The organism is Halomonas sp. KM072, assembly GCF_050710315.1.
Lineage (GTDB): Bacteria > Pseudomonadota > Gammaproteobacteria > Pseudomonadales > Halomonadaceae > Vreelandella > Vreelandella hamiltonii.
The window spans coordinates 853,540-872,605 of the sequence record NZ_CP136132.1 but is presented as its reverse complement, the minus strand read 5'-3'; the positions used below and the strand labels follow the sequence as shown (position 1 = coordinate 872,605).

The window sequence follows — 19,066 nt, the reverse complement described above, 5'->3', positions numbered from 1 at the left end:
CATCTGCGGGACGGCCCGCCCTTCTTTGCAGGCACCACCATGTCCACGACACCGTTATTGTCCAAGGTATTGATTGCCAATCGCGGGGCCATTGCCGCGCGTATCCTGCGAACGCTGAACGCCCTCGGCATCCAGAGCGTCGTGGTATACGCCGACGCCGACCGCGATGCGCCCTACGTGCACCAGGCCGACGAAGCCTATTCGCTGGGTGAAGGCGGCGCCAGCGAGACCTATCTGAACATCGACAAGCTCATCGCCATTGCGCAGCAAAGCGGCGCCCAGGCGGTTCACCCCGGCTACGGCTTCCTGTCGGAAAACACCCGCTTCATCAGCGTCTGCGATACGGCCGGGCTGGTCTTCCTGGGCCCGACCGCCAAGCAGATCCGCCAGTTCGGCTTGAAGCACGAAGCCCGCGCGCTGGCCGAACAGGCCGGTGTGCCGCTGGTCCCCGGCTCACCGCTGCTGGCCTCGCTGGAAGACGCCAAGGCTCACGCCGAGCGTATCGGCTACCCGGTCATGCTCAAGTCCACCGCTGGCGGTGGCGGCATCGGCATGCAGGTCTGCCACTCCCAGGCAGAGCTGGCACGCGCTTTTGATTCGGTGAAAGGTCTGGGCGAGCGCAACTTCGGCGATGGCGGCGTCTTTCTCGAAGCCTACATCGCCCGTGCTCGCCATCTGGAAGTGCAGCTGTTCGGCGATGGCCAAGGGCAGGTGATTGCCCTTGGCGAGCGGGACTGCTCCACCCAGCGGCGCCATCAGAAAGTTCTCGAGGAGTGCCCTGCTCCCAACCTGCCTGATGCCGTGCGGCGCTCCCTGCACGCCACGGCGGTGCAGCTGGGCCAGGCGGTCAACTACCGCAGTGCGGGCACCGTCGAATTCATCTACGATGCCGAACGCGAAGCGTTCTACTTTCTGGAGGTCAATACCCGTCTGCAGGTCGAGCACGGCGTGACCGAACTGGTCTACGGGGTCGATATCGTCGAGTGGATGGTACGTCTCGGTAGCCAGGCACTCCCCCCGCTGGCGAGCCTGGCAGAGGGCCTGCAGCCCCGTGGCCATGCCGTGCAGGCCAGGCTGTATGCCGAAGACCCGGCGCACGATTTCCGCCCCAGCGCGGGGCTGCTGACCGAAGTCACCTTCCCCGAGGCCCAGGGCCTGCGTATCGACCACGCCCTCGAAGCAGGCCTGGAAGTCACCCCCTTGTTCGACCCCATGCTGGCCAAAGTGATGGTCCATGCCGACACTCGCCAACAGGCCATTGCCCGGCTGGCCACGGCCCTGGAAGACGCCTCGGTGTATGGCATTGCCACCAATCGCCGCTGGCTGGCCCATGTGCTGAGGGACGCCCGCTTCGACGCCGCCCAGATCGACACGCACTGGCTCACCCAGCTGGCATGGACCCCTCCCGCCATGGAAGTGCTCAGCCCAGGCACGCTGACCACCGTGCAGGATTACCCGGGGCGTCAAGGCCACTGGGACGTGGGTGTTCCCCCATCCGGTCCCTTCGACGACTGGTCGTTTCGCTTGGGCAATCGGCTGCTGGGCAACCCCGACGAGGCCGCCGGGCTCGAAATCACCCTGAATGGCCCCACGCTGCGCTTTCATCGCGCCACCCAGATCGTGCTGGCGGGCGCCGAGCTGCCTGCCACCCTCGATGGCACCGCCATCTCCGGCTGGCAGGTCATCGACGTGCCAGCCGGCGCCACCCTGACCCTGGGCAAGGCCGCCGTGGGCGCCCGCGCGTACCTGCTGGTGCGGGGCGGCATCGACTGCCCCCGCTACCTGGGCTCACGCAGCACCTTCACGCTGGGCCAGTTTGGTGGCCACGGTGGTCGCGCTCTGCGCAGTGGCGACATGCTGGACCTGCCCGCGTTTTCAGCTGCGCCCGTCAAGACGCTGGACCCAGCGCTGATCCCCACCTTTGGCGGCCCGGAGGTGACCTGCATTGCGGTTCTCTACGGCCCCCACGGCGCCCCGGACTTCTTTACCGACGAGGATATCGAGCGCTTTTTCGACCATGAATGGGAAGTCCACTACAACTCCAGCCGCACCGGCGTCAGGCTCATCGGCCCTCGGCCCACCTGGGCACGCGCCGATGGCGGCGAGGCGGGGCTTCACCCCTCCAATATTCATGACAACGCCTACGCCTTCGGCACCATCGACTTCACCGGCGACATGCCGGTCATCCTGGGCCCCGACGGCCCCTCACTGGGCGGCTTCGTCTGCCCGGCCACGGTCGTGCGCGCCGAACGCTGGAAGCTGGGCCAACTGACGGCAGGCGACAAGGTGCGCTTCGTGCCGATCCGCCTGGAAGATGCCCGCGCCCTGGAAGTGCATCAGTTGACGCAGTTGCAGCAGCTGTCCGCCCAGCCCACGCCCGTTTGTGAGGCCAAGCGCGGCTCGCCGCTGCTCCGCGAGGTCGATGCTGCCCAGGCAGGCGAGCGCATCGTCTACCGCCGCGCAGGTGACGACTTCCTGCTGATCGAATTCGGCACCATGGAGCTGGATATCGCGCTGCGCTTTCGGGTCCACGCCTGGATGCTGTGGCTACGCGAGCACCCAGTGGTGGGGCTGCGCGAGCTGACGCCGGGCATTCGCTCCCTGCAGCTCCACTACGAGCCCCGCGAGCTAAGCCTCGACCAGCTGCTCGCCCACCTGCGCCAGGCCGAACAGGCGCTGGTGGATGTCGAGTCGCTGGAAGTGGAGTCCCGCGTGGTGCACCTGCCGCTCTCCTGGGACGACCCCGCCTGTCAGGAAGCGGTGGACAAGTACCAGCGCAGCGTGCGACCCGACGCCCCCTGGTGCCCCAGCAACCTGGACTTCATACGCCGCATCAATGCGCTGGAAAGCGAGCAGCAGGTGCGCGACATCGTCTTCAACGCCCGCTATCTCGTCATGGGGCTAGGGGACGTCTACCTCGGCGCACCGGTCGCCACGCCCCTCGACCCGCGCCAGCGGCTGGTTACCACCAAATACAACCCGGCCCGCACCTGGACCGCCGAAAACTCGGTGGGTATCGGCGGCGCCTACCTGTGCGTCTATGGCATGGAAGGCCCTGGCGGCTACCAGTTCGTGGGGCGCACCCTGCAGATGTGGAACCGCTATCGCACCACGGCCCACTTCGAGAACCCCTGGCTGCTGCGCTTTTTTGATCAACTGCGTTTTCATGAGGTCAGCCACGAGGCGCTGGTGCAAATTCGCCGCGACTTCCCCCATGGTCGTTACGAGTTGTCCATTGAAACGACTCGCTTTCGCTTGGCGGACTACCAGGCCGACATCGACAAACATGCCTCGGCAATTGAGACCTTCCGCTCAAAACGTGAAGCCGCCTTCCAGGCCGAAATGGCCGCCTGGCGTGCCAATGGCCAGTTCACCTTTGAAGATCAGGCCCCGGAAGCCACCGAAGTCACCGCGTTGGATGATCACGAAATAGGCATCGAAAGCCCCGTCACCGGCAGTCTGTGGAAATTGCTGGTGGAAGAGGGTGATCTGGTAACGGCTGGCCAGCCAGTGGCACTGGTGGAGTCGATGAAAATGGAAGTTGAGATCACCGTCCACTGCGCTGGCCGTGTTGCTCGCTTACCCCTTTCTGAGGGCGCTTCCATTGCGCCGGGGCAACCACTTGTGGTGCTCACCAGTGAACAGGAGGTAAGCGCATGAGCCAGATCACCGCCGACCAGCGCTTAGCTGACTTTCAAGCAATCCCCGTTATCGACATTAGCGGTTTACTCCATGGTGATGCCGCTGCACGCCAAGCGGTTGCGGATAACCTTGGTCGCGCCGCACGAGACGTGGGATTCTTTCAAATGGTGGGCCACGGTATCGACCTCCCGCTTCGCGAGGGTTTGATTACTCAAGCCAAACGCTTCTTTGCCCAACCTGAAGCCATCAAAATGGAGCGCTACATCGGCCTCTACCATCACCACCGAGGCTATGTTCCTCCTGGTGAAGAGTCGCCAGACCCTAACAAGCCGGACATGAAAGAGGCGTTTGATCTTGCCTTTGAACTGCCCAGTGACGACCCAGAGGTGTTGGCAGGTACGCCACTCCTCGGCCCCAACCCCTGGCCCGACCTTGACGGTTTCCGCGAGCCTATCGCCGCCTACTACGAGGCTGCCTACCAAGTGGGCCGGGCACTCATGGGCGGCTTTGCCCGAGCATTGGGTCTTGATGAGCAGCAGCTACTGCGCCACGTCACCAAGCCGCCCAGCCAACTGCGATTGATCCACTATCCGTATAACCCTGATGCCGAAGATGCCCAAGGCATCGGTGCCCATACCGACTACGAGTGCTTCACGCTGCTGCTACCCACTGCACCGGGGCTCGAGGTCATGAATGGTGCAGGCAAATGGATCGATGTCCCCTATCAAGAGGATGCATTAGTCGTCAATATTGGCGACATGCTGGAAATTTGGAGCAACGGCGAATTTGTGGCGACCTCCCATCGAGTGCGCAAAGTTAAACAGGAGCGCTACTCTTTCCCGCTGTTTTTCGCCTGCGATTACCATACTGAAGTGGCACCGCTGCCTGAATTGGTCGAGCGCCACGGCAAAGCTCATTATGCACCGCTCAAAGCGGGCGATCACCTCTACGCCCAAACGATCCAGACCTTCCGCTACCTGCGCGAGCGTTTGACAAAGGGTGAGATTACGCTTCCCGAAGGTGCCCGAGAGGTGGGTAGCCTGGGCCAGCACGGCAAGCACTCGCACCCCCAGGACAAGAAGCCCGCCTCATGACCCTACCACTCCCCGCCACACCAACCGAGTTTCGGGGCGTCTGGAAGCGCACGCTCTATGCCGAGCCCGCTCAGCCGCCCTACCAGTACACGGATACCGGCACCCAGGTGGTCTGGCTACAGGGCGCTCAGTGGCATGCCGACCTGCGCCTTCCCGCCCGTCACGATGCGCTGGCAGGCATCGAGCACCTGGGTGCGTGCAGTCGAGCGCAGCTCGAATGGCTCGCCCATCTGACCGGGTTCGTCGGCATCACCCAGATCGACGGGCCGGTATGCACTTGGCACCGCCTGCAGGACCTGAACCCCAGCCTGGAAAAAGACGTCGGCCACCTGGCCTGGCTCGATGATCACCTGCTCGAAGAGCAGCACCCCCACGGGCGCTACGTCGAACACTGGCAACGCCAATGCACCCCCGGCCAACACGAGCTAGTGCGCACCGACGCCCAAGGGCAGCTACGCTGGTTTCAGATCGGTGACCATGCCATGGCCATCACTCCGCGCCCCGCATCAGGCCACCATGACTCGCTTTACACGCCACTGGAAAAGGCCAGCGACGACGCACTGCGCTGGCGAGCCAGCCTGTGCATGGACTATCTGGAGCGCGATGGGCAAGGGTGGCAGATTCGTCTTTCGACCCACCCCTGGCGCATAGGTCACCCAGCCACGCCAATGAACGACACGCCACTCAAGCTCGACACGACCCAGAACGGCTAGGTAAAACCACTAGCTCAGCACTAGATTAGGAGACCACCATGGCACTCACCCAAGCGCTGGATATCGCCAGCCTGCACAGCGCCTATCGGCAGGGCAACCTGACACCTGCACGACTGGTAGAACACCTGCTCTCCCTGGCCGATACACACGGCCATGACCCTGCCTGGATCACCCGGCTGACGCGTGAGCAATTAGCGCCCTACCTCCAACGTCTGGAAGGCGAATCGCCGGAGACCCTGCCCCTGTACGGCATTCCGTTTGCGATCAAGGACAATATCGACCTGGCGGGCGTTCCGACCACGGCGGGGTGTCCTGCTTTTGCCTACACGCCCAGCGAACACGCTTTCGTCGTGCAGCGGTTGATCGATGCGGGGGCGATCCCCATGGGCAAAACCAACCTGGATCAGTTTGCCACGGGGCTGGTCGGTGAACGGGCGCTGGAGGTTTACGGCACGCCCGCCAATGCCTTCGACCCGACGCGGGTGCCGGGTGGCTCCAGCAGTGGCTCGGCGGTGGTCACGGCGGCAGGCATGGTCAGCTTTGCTCTCGGTACCGATACGGCGGGCTCAGGCCGTGTGCCGGCCTGTTTTCACAACTTGTACGGGGTCAAGCCAAGCCTTGGCCTGCTCAGCACCCGCGGCGTAGTACCCGCCTGCGCAACGCTGGACACCATCAGCCTGTTTACCTTCACCGCCGACGATGCCGCGAAAGTGCTCAGCATTACCGCTGCCTATGATGATCAGTGCGCCTGGTCGCGAAAGCACGATTTTGCCGTGCACGCCAGACGCTATGGAAAGGCCCCTTCCGCGTTCCGCTTTGGCGTACCGCCCGAAACCCAATGGCAAACGGATGCGGCCTACACCCAGGGCATGCACCAGGCCATTGCCCACCTTGAAGCGCTGGGCGGTGAAAAGGTCGAGCTGGACTGCGCGCCACTGCTGGCGGCGGCGCGCCTGCTTTACGAAGGCCCCTGGGTGGCCGAGCGCTACCACGTGATTCGTGAGCTGATGGCCAGCCACCCCGAAGCCGTTCACCCGGTGACGTTTCAGATCACGCAAGGCGGGGCCACCCCGCTGGCGGTCGATGCCTTCGATGCGCGCTATCAGCTCGCCGAATTCAAGCGCCAGGCCGATGCGCTCATCGCCCAGGTAGATGTGATGCTCAGCCCCACCACGGTGACCCACCCCACCAAGGCAGATGTCGCCGCTGACCCGATTGGCGTGAACTCACGGCTGGGGACCTGGACCAACTTCATGAACCTGCTCGATTACAGCGCCCTGGCGGTACCTGTGGCATTGCCCGAGAGCGGCCTGCCTGCCGGGGTCACCCTGTTCGGCCCGGCGTTTGCCGACCTGATGCTGCTGTCGTTGGCGCGGGCGCTGGAGGCACGCGTGATGCTGCCACTGGGGGCAACCGGCATTGCACATCCGCCACTCGCTGATTTGGCAACCACCGCCCAGGACGGCCACATGGAGATCGTGGTGTGCGGCGCTCACCTGAGCGGCTTACCCCTCAACCACCAACTGACGGAGCGCGGCGGCGTGCTGCACGAAGCGAGCCAGACGGCTCCTTGCTACAAGCTGTTCGCGCTGGCAGGCGGGCCGCCTTCGCGTCCGGCGCTGCTGCGCGATGCGGGGGGCCAGGCCATTGACGTCGAGGTATGGCGGCTGCCCGTCGAGACCGTGGGCAGCTTTCTGGCCGGGATTCCCGCGCCGCTGGGGCTGGGGCAGGTGGAGCTGGCCAGCGGCCGCTGGGCGTGTGGATTCATCTGCACTGCCGGGGCGCTGAACGAAAGCGGTACCGCCAGGGACATTACCGAATTCGGCAGTTGGCGAAAGTGGCTGGCCAGCCACGCCTGACACCGCCCGCCGCTCTGAGCAATGACCTCAGAGCGGCGCTACCCACGCTGCCTCGGCGCGTGTGCAAGCGTCCTGGCGCACAGGCGCGCCACCGGCAGTAGCAGCCAGAGCAAGGGGGAAATCAACCAGCGATATAGCCAGCGGGCCATGATCAGCAGCGGCAGCAAGACCAAGAACCACAGCAGCCACTGCCCCAACCAGGTGGGCCAGCCAAGCCAGTTGGCCAGATTGGCGCCTAGCGCGCTCACCAGGCTGGGGTGGCGTACCACCACGTAGGCCGTGCCCGCCACTGCCGCCACGCGCATGCGAGCAGTACCTCCCGGGCGAGGTCGCCATGCAGCATGACAGCCAGCCAGGCGCTCATCCACAGCGCCTGATCGGAAGCGTAGTGCAGCATCAGCGCATTGATCTCAGGAGACTCTTGCTCAAGGGGCAATGCAGGCAGTGCCTTGTGGGCTTCCAGCCGCACCAGTCGTGGCTCGAAGGGCTCGCGGGAGGCAGCCGAGGTCAATATTGCAGCTGCCAAGGCAATCAGCACGAAGACCCACCCAACCCGTGTTACCCATCCTCTGCACATTGACGGCTATCCTGCTGTTCTATGCTGGAATAATCGCTTTGACACTAGGTGGTCTCCCGCCATAGAGCGTCACTGCCCCGAGCCTACCCAGTCTTCTACACGCAAGCCCGGCACTGCTTTGAACTCGCGCATATTGTTGGTGACCAGTATCAGCCCTCGTGAGCGCGCGTGACCGGCGATCATTTGATCGTAAGGGCCTATGGGCTTGCCCACCTTGGCTTGTTCAGCGCGCAGCTGCCCTGTATGCGATGCCGCTGCCTCGTCGTACATCAACACGTCCAGCCTGGCTGCAAACCCTTCGATGGTGGCTAAATTACGTTCAGGGAAAGCAGATTTTTCTGCACCATACACCAACTCCATCAGTGTGACAGTACTGATGCACAGCTGCCCATGATGCTGTTTGAATGCCTCACGAACCTCTTGCGGACGATTTTTAATCGTGAAAATGCAGATATTGGTATCGAGCATGAACTTGAGCATCAAAACAGGTCTCGTTCCTGTTCGGGGGGCTGCTCACGTGACGACATGAAGTCAGCGCTCACGCCTTCACCCTCAAACCAGCTATCCCAGGCCTCCCCGGCTGGCGATATAACCCGGGTACGACCAATGGCCACGATGTCGACTCGTTTTACACCTTCTGGCAGAGCCAACGCTTTGGGCAGTCGAACCGCCTGGCTTCGATTACTCTGAAAGACTGCGCCTTGTTCCATGATCATACTCCTGTGCCAGGACCATCGGGAGATACCGTACATGGAACTCATGTTAGCCAACGCAATGGATATGTCAAAGGGATATACACCCTAATGAGTCTACCCAATCCTGTAGCTGGCGATGCACTTCCTCCATGGGTAGATACTCCTGCTCCAGGCGCCCTTGTGGTTGGGCTTTAAGCAAATGGAAAAAAGCCACTTCATGCTCAGTCAGGCCGCTGCTCGGCAGCTCGGCATGAACCGGCTCTGGCACGGCGCAGTCACGGCAAAATGCCTTGAAGTGCGCCTCGCTCATCATCAGCGGAGTAATCGTAGGCAGCGCCTGCCTCGCTCTGGCCAGCATCAGCAGTCCCCAAGTGTCCATATCGCCCCAATAGGCGACCGCTTTTGTTTTTAGCGCCTCACCTGCCAGCCAGTGTACATCCAGCCCCGCACCTAGAATCGCCACAGTGCCCGGCATGACGGGTAGCAAGTGCTCACACTGCTCATTCTCGACCACCACCACCCGCGAGCCCGGCAGGCAAGTATCCGCCAGTTCACTGGCGGTGATGCGCAGGCGCTTAAAAGGCAGCAGCTCCTGCGCCAAGGGCACTACCAGCAGCCAGTGATCCTTATCATCGGGGGCATCCAGAAAACCGCTTAAGCCTTGTTGGTTGACCATGCCGTCGTAGCGTTCATCCAGCAGGCGTGTCAGTAACACCGTGTTGCGCTCGATAAACTTGGTGTCCACCCCCAATCCATTGAGCAATCTTAATGGTCGACCTTCTGCCATCCCCGGAGAAAGCGAGTCCGCCAGCGCTGCAGCGGCAGTGATTTCACTAACAGACTTATTGCGCCACAGGGCACGTTCGCGAACCAGCACCTCCCAGTAACGCTGGTTGACGCTGCCTACCAGAGTTTCCAGCAGCGCAAACTCCTGCTGCACGTCACCATCCGCCGTCGCGGCGGCCCATTCAGACGGCGTGTGCAGCACCCACTGTACGGGGAGTGACACCGGTTCAGCAGCAGCGCGGAAGTTGATATCTTGAAACACCACCTCACCAACGGTGACCTGCCGCCAGCGCTGCACATGGGCCTGCACCAGACCGGTTTGATCGGCAAACTGGCGGCCGGTGGGTTTGCCAATCGCGATCACCAGCGGCCAACTCTCCGAGGATAACAATCGCTCTACTCGCCAGAACGCTTGCTGCCACTGCTTAGCCAGGCGAGCAGCGATCTCACTCGGGGACTTCATTGCGCGCCTCACGCCGCTTTTCACGCACGGCATCCAGCGCCTGCCAACTGATCGGCGTCAGGCTGGAGGCATTGCCACGGCGATGCACCACCACCGCCGAGCGGGTGTGCTTGCGCAGCAAACGCATCTCCTTATTGGGGGTAATAAACAGCGCATGAAGGTGGAATTCATTGAGCGCGGCGATAATACGCCCGGCTACGGCATTCGAACTGCGCGAAAAGGCTTCATCCAGCACGATGGTGCCAAACAGCGGCCGAGGGCTACCATCCGGGCACAGCGCGTAACTCAGCGAGGCCGTCAGCACATAGGAGGCGATAATCTCTTTTTCGCCACCGCTACCGCCCTGGGAACCCGAGCGGGTTTCAATCACACGCCCGTCGGCACGGTCGATCATCGCGACTTTAAACTCAAGTCTGAAGCGTGGATCCAATAGCGCCCGCGCGCCGAGAGTACGCTGGCGTTCGCAGGCATCACGCAGCAGGGCGATAATATGTTGCAGCGCCTTGTACTGGCTTTCGCCGCCATCCTCGACAAATCGCGACGAAGCAAGCGCCGTATTGGCCCGGGTAAAGGTGCGCAGGCTTTCATGCACCACCTTGTTGGCCACCAGCTGCAGGTAACGGCCGCGCTGGAAGTCTACCCGCCGCAGGGTGTTATTGAGGTCTTCCAACCGCTCTTCGATCCGCTCCACTTCCCCCTCGATGGTGGCCAGCAGCTGCGATACACCCTGATCGGAAGAGTCGGTGAGGTATTGCTGAAAACGCTGCTGCTTGTCGGGCAACGCTTCTTCGGTCAGCACCTTGAGTCGGGCCAGGTAGTCGGGCACATCGTCTAGCTCCCGCCCAACCTCAGAAAGCGCCCCGCGGTCTTCCCGCTGGGCATCCGACATGGCTTTGACCAGCTCTTTTTCCAGCCGGCTTTGGGTCGCCCGCAAGGTGGTTAGCTGCTGTTGCAACTGGGTAGTGGCGTGGCGCTCCAGCTCATCAACGTTGGCAAGCTGCCGTTGATCAAGGGGAGAAAAATGGCTATCAGCAAGAGTGCGCTCCGCCTCCTTCAATCCTGCTTCGCTTTTGCGAAACGCCTGCTGCTGCTCTTTTTGGGCCGCCTCCAGCCGGTTGTTTAACTGGGCACACTGCCTGATGCACTGCGTTTTTTGCTGCTCCAGCGTGGCCAACTCATCGCGGGCTTGCTCCAGTTGGCGTTTGGCTGTCGCCGCATCGGAATCGGGTGCGGTCAAGGCGGCCAGTTTGTCCCGTTGCTGTTGCCATTCACGCTCGGCCTGGGGCGCGTTGATCTCCTCATAGTCCAACGCTGCCAGCGTTGTTAACAACACTACCTGCTGTTCAAGTTCAGCCAGTGAGGCCTTCGCCTGCTCTTCTGCCGCTTGGGCGCTCTGCAAGCGTGCTTCCGCTTCGCTGATTTGCGCGCTTAATGCCGCCAACCGGTCACGGTTATCAAAGCCGGTTTGCCAATCGTCGCTTAGCCGCTTCTGATCCTGCTTGTCAAAAAAGCGCGCCTTGCCCGACACCAACCCTTCCGCCGTCATGGCATGGGGAGTCTCTCGTAACCTCTCCGGTGAGCCAACGCAATGTCTGTCCAGCCCTGCCAGTAGCTCCTTGACCGCTTCTCGATAGGGGTGATCCTTGTAGTCGAGCTTGCGGGTAAAGCCATCCTCAAAAAAGCGCGGCTGGCTGACGGGCGATTTCACTTCCAGGAGTCGTACATGCAGCGCATTGTGACGGCTATTGATCCAGTCTAGCGCTTGGCGGCTGGCCTCCGGCGGCACCAAAATACGCAGCCGGTGGCTACCAATCGCCCGTTCAATCGCGCCGCGCCAGGCTTGCTCGTCCGCTTTTACCTGTACCAGCTCGGCGACAAAGGGCAGGTCGTCTTCGCTGAGTGCCAACGCTTCGGCCAGCAGGGAGCGAAATTGTTGAAAGCGCCCGGGAATATTAGACCCTGGGCGCGCTTTCACCTCGGCCAGCTCATCCTGTAGCTCCCTGGATTCTCGCTCCATCCGATAGCGTTGACTGCCCTGCTCAAAGGCGGCCTGCTTGGCGGCGTCAAGCGCCTGCTGAACCTCGCGCAACTGCTCGGCAGCCAGCATCTGATTGGTGGCGACCGCTTCACGGTTGAGGGCATCGTCAAAGGAGAGCGAGCGTGCCAATCGCTGGTAGTCTGCCGCATGACGCTGGCAGCGCTCCAGGTTGGCTTGCTTTGCTTTGACCAGCGCTTCCAGGGTCTGAATATCCGAGCCGCCCAGACGCAGGTAAGCCTCATTTAAACGCTCACAGGTGCGCTGCTGGTGAGTGTAGCTCTCCTCAGCGGCTGCCAACTCGGCCTCGGCCTGCTGGGTTTGTTGCTGAAGACGCTCGGCTTCGGCCTTCCACAGCCGGTGAGCCTGTTCACCAAACCACACCGGCAGCACCCGGCTGAGGGTTTCCTGGTCATCCAGCTCTGCCTGGTTGCGTTGATACTTCTCCCAGCCGACTTTGATCGGTTCCAGAGAGCGCTGCTGGCGGCGGGCGATTTCAAGCTCTTCATGAATGGCAGTGAGGTCGTCGAAGCTATCGGCGACTTCCCGGGCGCGCTGAAACTGGGCGTTATCGTCTAGCACTAACTCGCGAAAGATCTCATCGATGCTGTTGAGCTGCTTCAACCCTGCCGCTCGGTTGAGTAAGTTGAAGGCGTTGTCACGCACTTCGAAAAAGTCCCGCAGCCTCGCTAGAAAGCCCTTTTTGCTGGGATACGTCCAAATACCGGTGTCGGTTTTGTCCTGTTGGCGCAAAGCGCGCATACCGCCTTCCTGCTGCAGTGTCAGCCAGCGATGCAGAGTATGTTCGCGGGCGGTACTGAACAGCCATAGCTTTTTCATATCCGAGGGCGACATGCTGGTGCTGTCGAACCACAGCAGGGCACCGATACGTACCAGGCTTTCACCATTACTGAGCGTCGCCACCAGCCCCGTCACGGTCTTACCGGGCCGAGCAATATGCGACTGCCCCTCACTGCCATCACCGGGGCCACTCACCCCCCGCACGTAAGAGACCAGATCCCGGTCGCTCTCATGGCCACCGGTAGAGGCAAGGTTGTACCTGGGGTTGGCCGTGAGCAGGGTCATCAACGCATCCACCAGCGTGGTCTTGCCACTGCCGGTGGGACCAATGATGGCGCTACCCTCAGCGTCGATATCCGCCTTGTGCATACCACCAAAGCCACCCCAGTTGAACAGCTCCAGGGTTTGCAGGATATAGGTAGGAGCCAACTGCCAGGCGCTCGCCTGTTCCTCATCCAGCAGCGAGGGCTGGCTAGGCGTTGTCGTGATCATGGCGTCCCCTCTTTGTCACTGTCCTGGCGGTCACTACTCTCCGCGGCGACTCTTGCCTTTAACTCATACAGCAAGGCAGTGAGGTTCTCCGGGTTGGCCAGGTGAGCGATCATTGGCCGGATGACTACCCGCTCGTGACTGTCCGGCGCCGAGACCAGGCCATGCCCCTTGAGCTGATCCAATAATTGCAGCATTCGCGTGCGCTCCCGAGCCTCGCTGCCACTCTCCCCCAAATACACCTGCATATGTGGAATCAGCTCGTCAACCGCCACCATGGCGTCACCGGCGCCCGTACCAGTGTCCTGCTCGTAAGCGATGAAGTGCTGACGCAAAATAGCCACCAGCAGCGTCTGCTCCATATTCAGCCGCTGCTTGCGCACCAGTGGATGTGACCACTCATCTTGAAACACATCGACATCCCCATGACGCACCGCCAGAAATACCAACCCACGGATCTCATCGGCGCGGGCAATTAAATCCAGGGGCTCTAACGTTGCATTGAGCCTCTCCATGGAGGCCAGGGCCGTTCGATAAAGATGCGGGCGCAGGCTCTCTTCCAGCAGCCCCATACGCAGCAGCTCCTGAGCCACTTCCCGCAGTTTGACGTCGGTACGCGCGCTATTTTCCCCGTCGGTACCTGTGAGCCCTTCCTCAGCCATTGAATGGGGCGAATCCTTCCCTTCTGGAGGCGATGACTCTTCACTCACCTCATCTGCCTGCTGGCGTCCAACAATCTGATCAAAAACACCCGCCATACTTAAAACTCCCACTCAATGCCCTGCAACGCCTGCTCACTCAGGGCAACCAGCGGCACTTTGAATAGCCAATCGCACTGTTCATCATCGGTAATGACCACGTCCTGAACATCCTGCCCGGTTATCTCAACCCCAGCTTCCCGCGCCATGCCCAGCCAGAGTGCCAGGGTTTCCAGGTCATGGCTGGGCGGCAGGCGCTCGGCGAGCTCCAGTAGGGTGAGTGGGCGCCCTTCTGCCGCCAGCAGCGCCAGCGTTTCCTGCACCAAAGCGTCGCGGTCGAGCCCATCCAGAGAGTCCCAGAACTCAGCCTCGACATCGCTCAAATCGCTCGTCTGCTGAGCCAAATCCAGCGTCTCGTCCTGCTCGTTTTCCAGCACCTTGAAACGCAGCCGCTCGATCACCGATAAGTTGCCCAGGGCAAAGCCCAGCGGCGGCAGCGCTGACACCTCTGAACGGCGCACTTTCTGGCGCTGCCAATCCAGCGCCTGAGCGGTATGAAAGATATCATTGAGCAACTGTCCGACGCGGTGGTGTTCGGCCGCCAAACCGGTCTTGAGGAAGCCTTTGACATCCTTTTCACTGCGCGCTCTGGCTTGTAATACGGACTGACTTTCCAGAACCAGCCGCATACCCAGCTGTTTAAGATCCAGCCGCTGTAGCCGACCAAGCGCTTTCCCGGCAGCGGGATGGACGAGAATAGTGCGTAGCTGCTGGCGCATCATATCCAGCGCGGCGGTTTGGCGTAGCTGTTGTAAAAAACTATCGAACACACGGCCCTCTGGGGTGTCCAGCAAAGCCTCCTGACCATCCAGCAAGCGATCGACAATATCCCCCCGATGATACTTCTCGGACATGATCGATTGGCGCAGTTGGCGATCCGCCTCTCGCCAGGAGTCTTCCACTCGCCGAAAATCGGCACGCAGCCCAGTGGCCAAGTGAAACACTTCTCTTATATTTTCAATAGCTTGCTGCTCCGAAAGCACCGGAACATGCCCGGCTTCCGCGTCGGCCAATTCGCCCTCCAGCTGTTGGATTTTTCGCCGAATCGCTGCTTTGCGACTCTCAGGGTTGGGGTTGAGGCTGACTTCCAGGCTTTCGATTTCACGCTGCACCACCGACAGCCGCGACGCAGTAGAGGTCATGATGCGGTTGTCCAGCGAATCGACAAACTGAATCGCCGACGACAAGGCATCGGTGGCATACAACCGTTGACCTCGCTCGGTGACCAAGCCACGCCGAATCCACTCGCGCAGCTCTCGCCCAGCCTGCTGTCGCGTATTGTCAGGGTCAATGGCGTACTCATCCTGCTCGGCATAACGCCCCAGCATCTGCGACAGCGCCTCTAGCGCGTCTGACTCGGCGATACCATCTTCGCTAAATTCAAACAACGAGGTCAGGCACCCCAGCACCAGGGGCGCTCGGGGGGATGCCAGCAACAGCCAAGCAGGGTGCTGCTTGCGGGCAGCGATGTAGTGGCGTGTGCGTTGCTGGGGGTTACTATCCATAGTGTTACATCTAAGCTGGTTGAGTATTAAGCGCTATCTACCCCAGCGACGCCGCCGTCACATTGGCAGCAGGCGCTTGGGTAGAGTGATGGCGATTGATTGCACTCAGCACGCCTTTCATGGAGGCGCTAGTGATGCTTTCATCGGTACCTACGCCAAATACGGCTTTGCCATCAATGCGTACTTCCACGTAAGCGATCGCTTCGGCATCCGCCCCTTGGCCGCGGGAGTGTTCATGATAGTCAATGATTTCGACCTCTTGGCCGCTCGCCACCAGCGCCTTGATGAACGCGGCCAGCGGGCCGTTGCCTTCACCGGTCAGGGTCTGGCGTTGGCCGCCGTTTTCGACAATGGCCTCTAGCGCGACTTTGGGGCTATCTGGCTCGGAGGAAAGACGGTGATTCACCAGTGCCAGCGGTGACCGCTGCTCTAGATACTCATCGGCAAAGGCTTGGTAGATCATTTGTGAGGTGATCTCTTTACCGGTACGGTCCGCCACTTCCTGCACCACCTGGCTGAATTCGATGGAGAGCCTGCGCGGTAGCTCGATGCCGTGCTCCTGCTCCAGCAGGTAGGAGATTCCGCCCTTGCCCGACTGGCTGTTGACGCGAATCACGGCTTCGTAGCTGCGCCCGACATCCATGGGGTCGATGGGCAGGTACGGCACGTCCCAGGGGGCTTCGGGGTTGGCGCGACGCTCGACCATGCCCTTCTTGATGGCATCCTGGTGCGAACCGGAAAACGCCGTGAACACCAGGTCGCCCACGTAAGGATGGCGCGGATGAACCGGCAGCTGGTTGCAGTACTCCACTTCGCGCATGATTGGCGTGATATTGGAGAAATCGAGCTGAGGATGTACGCCCTGGGTGTACATGTTCATGGCCAGCGTCACGATATCGACATTGCCGGTACGCTCGCCGTTACCGAACAGGGTGCCCTCGATTCGATCTGCCCCCGCCATCAGCGTCAACTCCGCCGCCGCGACGCCGGTGCCGCGGTCGTTGTGCGGGTGCACGCTGACGATCAAGGTATCGCGCTTTTTCACATGGCGGCAGAACCACTCGATCTGATCAGCGTAGTTGTTGGGCGTAGCGACTTCGACCGTGGCTGGCAGGTTGACGATCATTTTGTTGTCGACGCTGGGGCCAAAGGTGTCCATCACGGCTTCGACGATCTCCACGGCGAAAGGCATCTCCGTGGTCGTGAACAGTTCCGGCGAGTACTGGAAGGTCCACTGGGTCTCCGGGTTGGCGGCCATCAGGTCACGTATCTGCGCCGTGGCGTCCACGGCAATTTGGATGCACTCGGTTTTGTCGACGCTAAACACCACCCGACGAAACATCGGGTCGGTGGCATTGTAGACATGCACGATGGCACGCTTGGCGCCCTTCAGCGCCTCGAAGGTGCGCTCGATCAGATGCGGCCGTGCCTGGGTCAGCACCTGGATGGTGACGTCGTCGGGAATCTTGTCCTGCTCGATCAACGAGCGCACGAAATCGAAATCGGTTTGCGACGCAGAAGGAAAGCCCACTTCGATCTCTTTGAAACCGATCTTCAGCAGCATGTCGAACAACCGCTGCTTGCGCTCCTGATCCATGGGGTCGATCAGCGACTGGTTGCCATCGCGCAGGTCGACGCTGCACCAGATGGGCGGCGTGTCGATACGCTGGCCGGGCCACTGACGGTCGGGCAGGTCTACCGCCACGAAAGGGCGATACTTTTTCGAAGGGTCCTTCATCATCATCGTGGCTCTCCTGTTATTCGTCGCGGTCAGGCTTAGCTTGGCCAGGCTTTGCTAGACCAGGCTTTGCTTGCGCGGCCGCCTGCAGGGCGGACTCCATGCGATCCAACTGGCTGCGCAGTGCGCGCACGTCGTCACGCAGGCCCTGTATCTCTGCAGCTTCGCCTTCTCCGCTTTCTAAATCAATCTGTGCGCTCTCTTTCTGCATCACGTCCAGCACGATACCGATCATCATATTCAGGAAAATGAACGCATTCAAAAAGATGAAGGTCAGAAAGTAGATCCAGGCGTAGGGGTACTGCTCCATGGTGGGATACAGCACCGCCGTGGCCCAGCTCTCGAAGGTGGCCACCTGGAACAGCGTCAGCATGGCCAGCGCAATGTTGCCCCACAGCTGCTCATCCACGGTATGGAAGATGAAGCTGCCCACCGCCGCGTAGATATAGAAGATGATGAACATCAGCAGCGCCACATAGCCCATCCGTGGAATGGACTTGATCAACGCCACCAGCAGCAGGCGCAGCTCGGGAATCATCGACACCAGACGCAGCACCCGGAAGATGCGCAGCAGGCGTGCCAGCAGCACCATCTCAGAGTCGTCCATGGGGATGAGGCTGGCCGTGACGATCAGGAGGTCGAAGATGTTCCAACCCTTCTTGAAGAAGTTGGTCAGATTGCGTTCGGCGGCCATGCGAATCAGCAGTTCCACCAGAAAGAAGATGGTGACGGCGACGTCCAGATAGGTCAGCCACTGCTCGAACTGACTGACCTCATCGTAGGTGCGGGCACCGATGGTCATGGCAGACAGCACGATGATGGCGATCACCACGGTCTCGAACAGCTTGTTGCTGCGCAGCTTTTCAAAGCGCGCCTGCCAGGTAGTAAAGGATGCACTCATGGAACGGGCTTCTCGGAAACGTTGAATCGGCACACTTTATACCAAAAAGAGCCGCCTTCCACCTGCTGGATGCAGGGGAGTTTTGCTGCTCCGGCTAGTGGTCGATACCACTTTCGGGTAAGCTCCCTGTCGGTTTTTTGGCCTGTAACGAGGTACAACTATTATGCGGCGCCTGACAAGGCTATCGATACTGTCGCTGACGGCCCTGCTGATAGCGGGCTGTGCTGACCCCAAAATTGATACGAGTTCGATGCCCGCAGCCGTGGTGTCCATCGAAAAAGTCCGCGATTCGCTGCCCACCTACAAACGCGACGAGTTCGACCAGGCGCTGAAGATCATCGCCATGTCGTCTTTCAGCGGTATCAGCGTGCTGCAGCCCGGGCGCATGAACGCGGCTGAAATCGCCGAGTCGGCCAACGCCTACATGCATGGGCTCACCGGCGACCAGGTCATCGAGCGAGCCGACGAGATGCTGCGCCAGCGCCGTGCCCGAGAGCGTGACCAGGCCCTGCGCACCTTGAGCCGCCTGGAAGAAAAAGAGGCCAACGCCGAAGCCGCCCAGCAGCAGCTGGCGCGGGTAAGTATCGACAGGGCGCGCTACTATCTTGCTTCCAGCCCATTCGGGGCGCTGGAGCCGGTCATCGAACTGGAAGTCAGCAACGATTCTGATGCGGCCATTGCCGAGCTGCAGCTGCGCGGCGTACTGCGCAGCGCCAACCGCGACGTTGCCTGGGTAGACGAGACGTTCTACTACGTGATTTCCGGCGGCCTGGCACCGGGTGAACGCGCCACCTGGAGCCTGGCACCCAACCGTTTCGGCCCCTGGGGCAACGATCAGATACCCCGGGATGTCCAGCTCACCCTCACGCTGAAGGGCGTGAAGGATGCCCAGGGCCAACGGCTGTGGCACGCGCCTACGCTGACGGAGGCCGAAACCGAACGGCTGGAAGCCCTGCGGGCCGAGTACGGTAGCCTGACGCCCAGCACCGAGAGCCCTTCGAGCTGAACAG

At 61.2% G+C, this 19,066-nt stretch carries 15 protein-coding genes; 5 read left to right on the top strand and 10 right to left on the bottom strand.

Translation table 11 applies throughout. The annotated features are described in order from the left end of the window. Window positions 1-39 precede the first annotated feature (39 nt). The 4 genes from uca to atzF are packed head-to-tail and all read left to right on the top strand — an operon-like array spanning window position 40 to window position 7,308. Entirely contained in the window at window positions 40-3,660 is a 3,621-nt protein-coding gene (uca, locus tag RVM26_RS03915) for an acetyl-CoA carboxylase biotin carboxylase subunit family protein (RefSeq protein ID WP_498940942.1), read from the top strand. Beyond that, the gene (locus tag RVM26_RS03910) at window positions 3,657-4,736 is read left to right on the top strand and encodes an isopenicillin N synthase family dioxygenase (RefSeq protein WP_498940940.1); all 1,080 of its coding nucleotides are present in this window, start codon (window positions 3,657-3,659) and stop codon (window positions 4,734-4,736) included. Before uca ends, RVM26_RS03910 begins: the two co-directional genes overlap by 4 nt. Continuing rightward, entirely contained in the window at window positions 4,733-5,449 is a 717-nt protein-coding gene (locus RVM26_RS03905; protein ID WP_498940937.1) for a hypothetical protein, read from the top strand. Before RVM26_RS03910 ends, RVM26_RS03905 begins: the two co-directional genes overlap by 4 nt. 38 nt (window positions 5,450-5,487) lie before the next feature. Continuing rightward, window positions 5,488-7,308: an allophanate hydrolase gene (gene atzF, locus RVM26_RS03900; protein ID WP_498940935.1), complete on the top strand. Its 1,821-nt coding sequence runs from the start codon at window positions 5,488-5,490 to the stop codon at window positions 7,306-7,308. A gap of 38 nt (window positions 7,309-7,346) precedes the next feature. On the opposite strand, the gene RVM26_RS03895 is transcribed toward atzF, so the two are convergent. The 10 genes from RVM26_RS03895 to RVM26_RS03850 form a co-directional block, all read right to left on the bottom strand. Then, on the bottom strand, window positions 7,347-7,613 hold the full coding sequence (locus RVM26_RS03895; RefSeq protein ID WP_498940933.1) for a hypothetical protein: 267 nt from the start codon (window positions 7,611-7,613) through the stop codon (window positions 7,347-7,349). Beyond that, a complete protein-coding gene (locus RVM26_RS03890) occupies window positions 7,553-7,885 on the bottom strand; it encodes a hypothetical protein (RefSeq protein ID WP_498940931.1) in 333 nt (110 codons plus the stop codon). The genes RVM26_RS03895 and RVM26_RS03890 overlap by 61 nt, the downstream gene beginning before the upstream one ends. 69 nt (window positions 7,886-7,954) lie before the next feature. Then, a complete protein-coding gene (gene vapC, locus RVM26_RS03885; protein ID WP_016913422.1) occupies window positions 7,955-8,365 on the bottom strand; it encodes a type II toxin-antitoxin system tRNA(fMet)-specific endonuclease VapC in 411 nt (136 codons plus the stop codon). Further along, window positions 8,365-8,595 carry a type II toxin-antitoxin system VapB family antitoxin gene (gene vapB / locus RVM26_RS03880; RefSeq protein ID WP_039177604.1) on the bottom strand — a complete coding sequence of 77 codons (231 nt, stop codon included), beginning with the start codon at window positions 8,593-8,595 and terminating at the stop codon, window positions 8,365-8,367. Before vapB ends, vapC begins: the two co-directional genes overlap by 1 nt. Before the next feature lie 73 nt (window positions 8,596-8,668). After that, window positions 8,669-9,829, bottom strand: coding sequence for a Wadjet anti-phage system protein JetD domain-containing protein (locus RVM26_RS03875; RefSeq protein ID WP_498940928.1), 1,161 nt, complete (start codon window positions 9,827-9,829; stop codon window positions 8,669-8,671). Beyond that, complete coding sequence (locus RVM26_RS03870; protein WP_498940926.1) at window positions 9,813-13,157, bottom strand: ATP-binding protein; 3,345 nt, start codon at window positions 13,155-13,157, stop codon at window positions 9,813-9,815. The genes RVM26_RS03875 and RVM26_RS03870 overlap by 17 nt, the downstream gene beginning before the upstream one ends. Continuing rightward, a complete protein-coding gene (locus RVM26_RS03865; RefSeq protein ID WP_498940924.1) occupies window positions 13,154-13,816 on the bottom strand; it encodes a DUF4194 domain-containing protein in 663 nt (220 codons plus the stop codon). Before RVM26_RS03865 ends, RVM26_RS03870 begins: the two co-directional genes overlap by 4 nt. A gap of 98 nt (window positions 13,817-13,914) precedes the next feature. Next, a complete protein-coding gene (locus tag RVM26_RS03860; RefSeq protein WP_498940923.1) occupies window positions 13,915-15,417 on the bottom strand; it encodes a DUF3375 domain-containing protein in 1,503 nt (500 codons plus the stop codon). Between the two features lie 37 nt (window positions 15,418-15,454). Then, window positions 15,455-17,161 carry a 2-isopropylmalate synthase gene (gene leuA, locus RVM26_RS03855; protein ID WP_498940921.1) on the bottom strand — a complete coding sequence of 569 codons (1,707 nt, stop codon included), beginning with the start codon at window positions 17,159-17,161 and terminating at the stop codon, window positions 15,455-15,457. Between the two features lie 13 nt (window positions 17,162-17,174). Next, the gene (locus RVM26_RS03850; RefSeq protein ID WP_287807361.1) at window positions 17,175-18,056 is read right to left on the bottom strand and encodes an ion transporter; all 882 of its coding nucleotides are present in this window, start codon (window positions 18,054-18,056) and stop codon (window positions 17,175-17,177) included. A 163-nt stretch (window positions 18,057-18,219) separates the two neighbouring features. Between RVM26_RS03850 and RVM26_RS03845 the strand changes: the two genes are divergently transcribed. Further along, window positions 18,220-19,062 carry a DUF6694 family lipoprotein gene (locus RVM26_RS03845; RefSeq protein ID WP_084123757.1) on the top strand — a complete coding sequence of 281 codons (843 nt, stop codon included), beginning with the start codon at window positions 18,220-18,222 and terminating at the stop codon, window positions 19,060-19,062. The last annotated feature ends 4 nt before the right edge of the window (window positions 19,063-19,066 follow it).

What these genes read in the sequence shown, in the direction of transcription:
- atzF (WP_498940935.1), top strand. Translation starts at nt 5,488, where the DNA reads ATGGCACTCACCCAAGCGCTGGATATCGCCAGCCTGCACAGCGCCTAT.
- vapC (WP_016913422.1), bottom strand. Translation starts at nt 8,365, where the DNA reads ATGCTCAAGTTCATGCTCGATACCAATATCTGCATTTTCACGATTAAA.
- RVM26_RS03870 (WP_498940926.1), bottom strand. Translation starts at nt 13,157, where the DNA reads ATGATCACGACAACGCCTAGCCAGCCCTCGCTGCTGGATGAGGAACAG.
- RVM26_RS03860 (WP_498940923.1), bottom strand. Translation starts at nt 15,417, where the DNA reads ATGGATAGTAACCCCCAGCAACGCACACGCCACTACATCGCTGCCCGC.
- vapB (WP_039177604.1), bottom strand. Translation starts at nt 8,595, where the DNA reads ATGGAACAAGGCGCAGTCTTTCAGAGTAATCGAAGCCAGGCGGTTCGA.
- RVM26_RS03865 (WP_498940924.1), bottom strand. Translation starts at nt 13,816, where the DNA reads ATGGCTGAGGAAGGGCTCACAGGTACCGACGGGGAAAATAGCGCGCGT.
- RVM26_RS03910 (WP_498940940.1), top strand. Translation starts at nt 3,657, where the DNA reads ATGAGCCAGATCACCGCCGACCAGCGCTTAGCTGACTTTCAAGCAATC.
- RVM26_RS03890 (WP_498940931.1), bottom strand. Translation starts at nt 7,885, where the DNA reads ATGTGCAGAGGATGGGTAACACGGGTTGGGTGGGTCTTCGTGCTGATT.
- uca (WP_498940942.1), top strand. Translation starts at nt 40, where the DNA reads ATGTCCACGACACCGTTATTGTCCAAGGTATTGATTGCCAATCGCGGG.
- RVM26_RS03905 (WP_498940937.1), top strand. Translation starts at nt 4,733, where the DNA reads ATGACCCTACCACTCCCCGCCACACCAACCGAGTTTCGGGGCGTCTGG.
- RVM26_RS03875 (WP_498940928.1), bottom strand. Translation starts at nt 9,829, where the DNA reads ATGAAGTCCCCGAGTGAGATCGCTGCTCGCCTGGCTAAGCAGTGGCAG.
- RVM26_RS03845 (WP_084123757.1), top strand. Translation starts at nt 18,220, where the DNA reads ATGCGGCGCCTGACAAGGCTATCGATACTGTCGCTGACGGCCCTGCTG.
- RVM26_RS03850 (WP_287807361.1), bottom strand. Translation starts at nt 18,056, where the DNA reads ATGAGTGCATCCTTTACTACCTGGCAGGCGCGCTTTGAAAAGCTGCGC.
- leuA (WP_498940921.1), bottom strand. Translation starts at nt 17,161, where the DNA reads ATGATGATGAAGGACCCTTCGAAAAAGTATCGCCCTTTCGTGGCGGTA.
- RVM26_RS03895 (WP_498940933.1), bottom strand. Translation starts at nt 7,613, where the DNA reads ATGCGCGTGGCGGCAGTGGCGGGCACGGCCTACGTGGTGGTACGCCAC.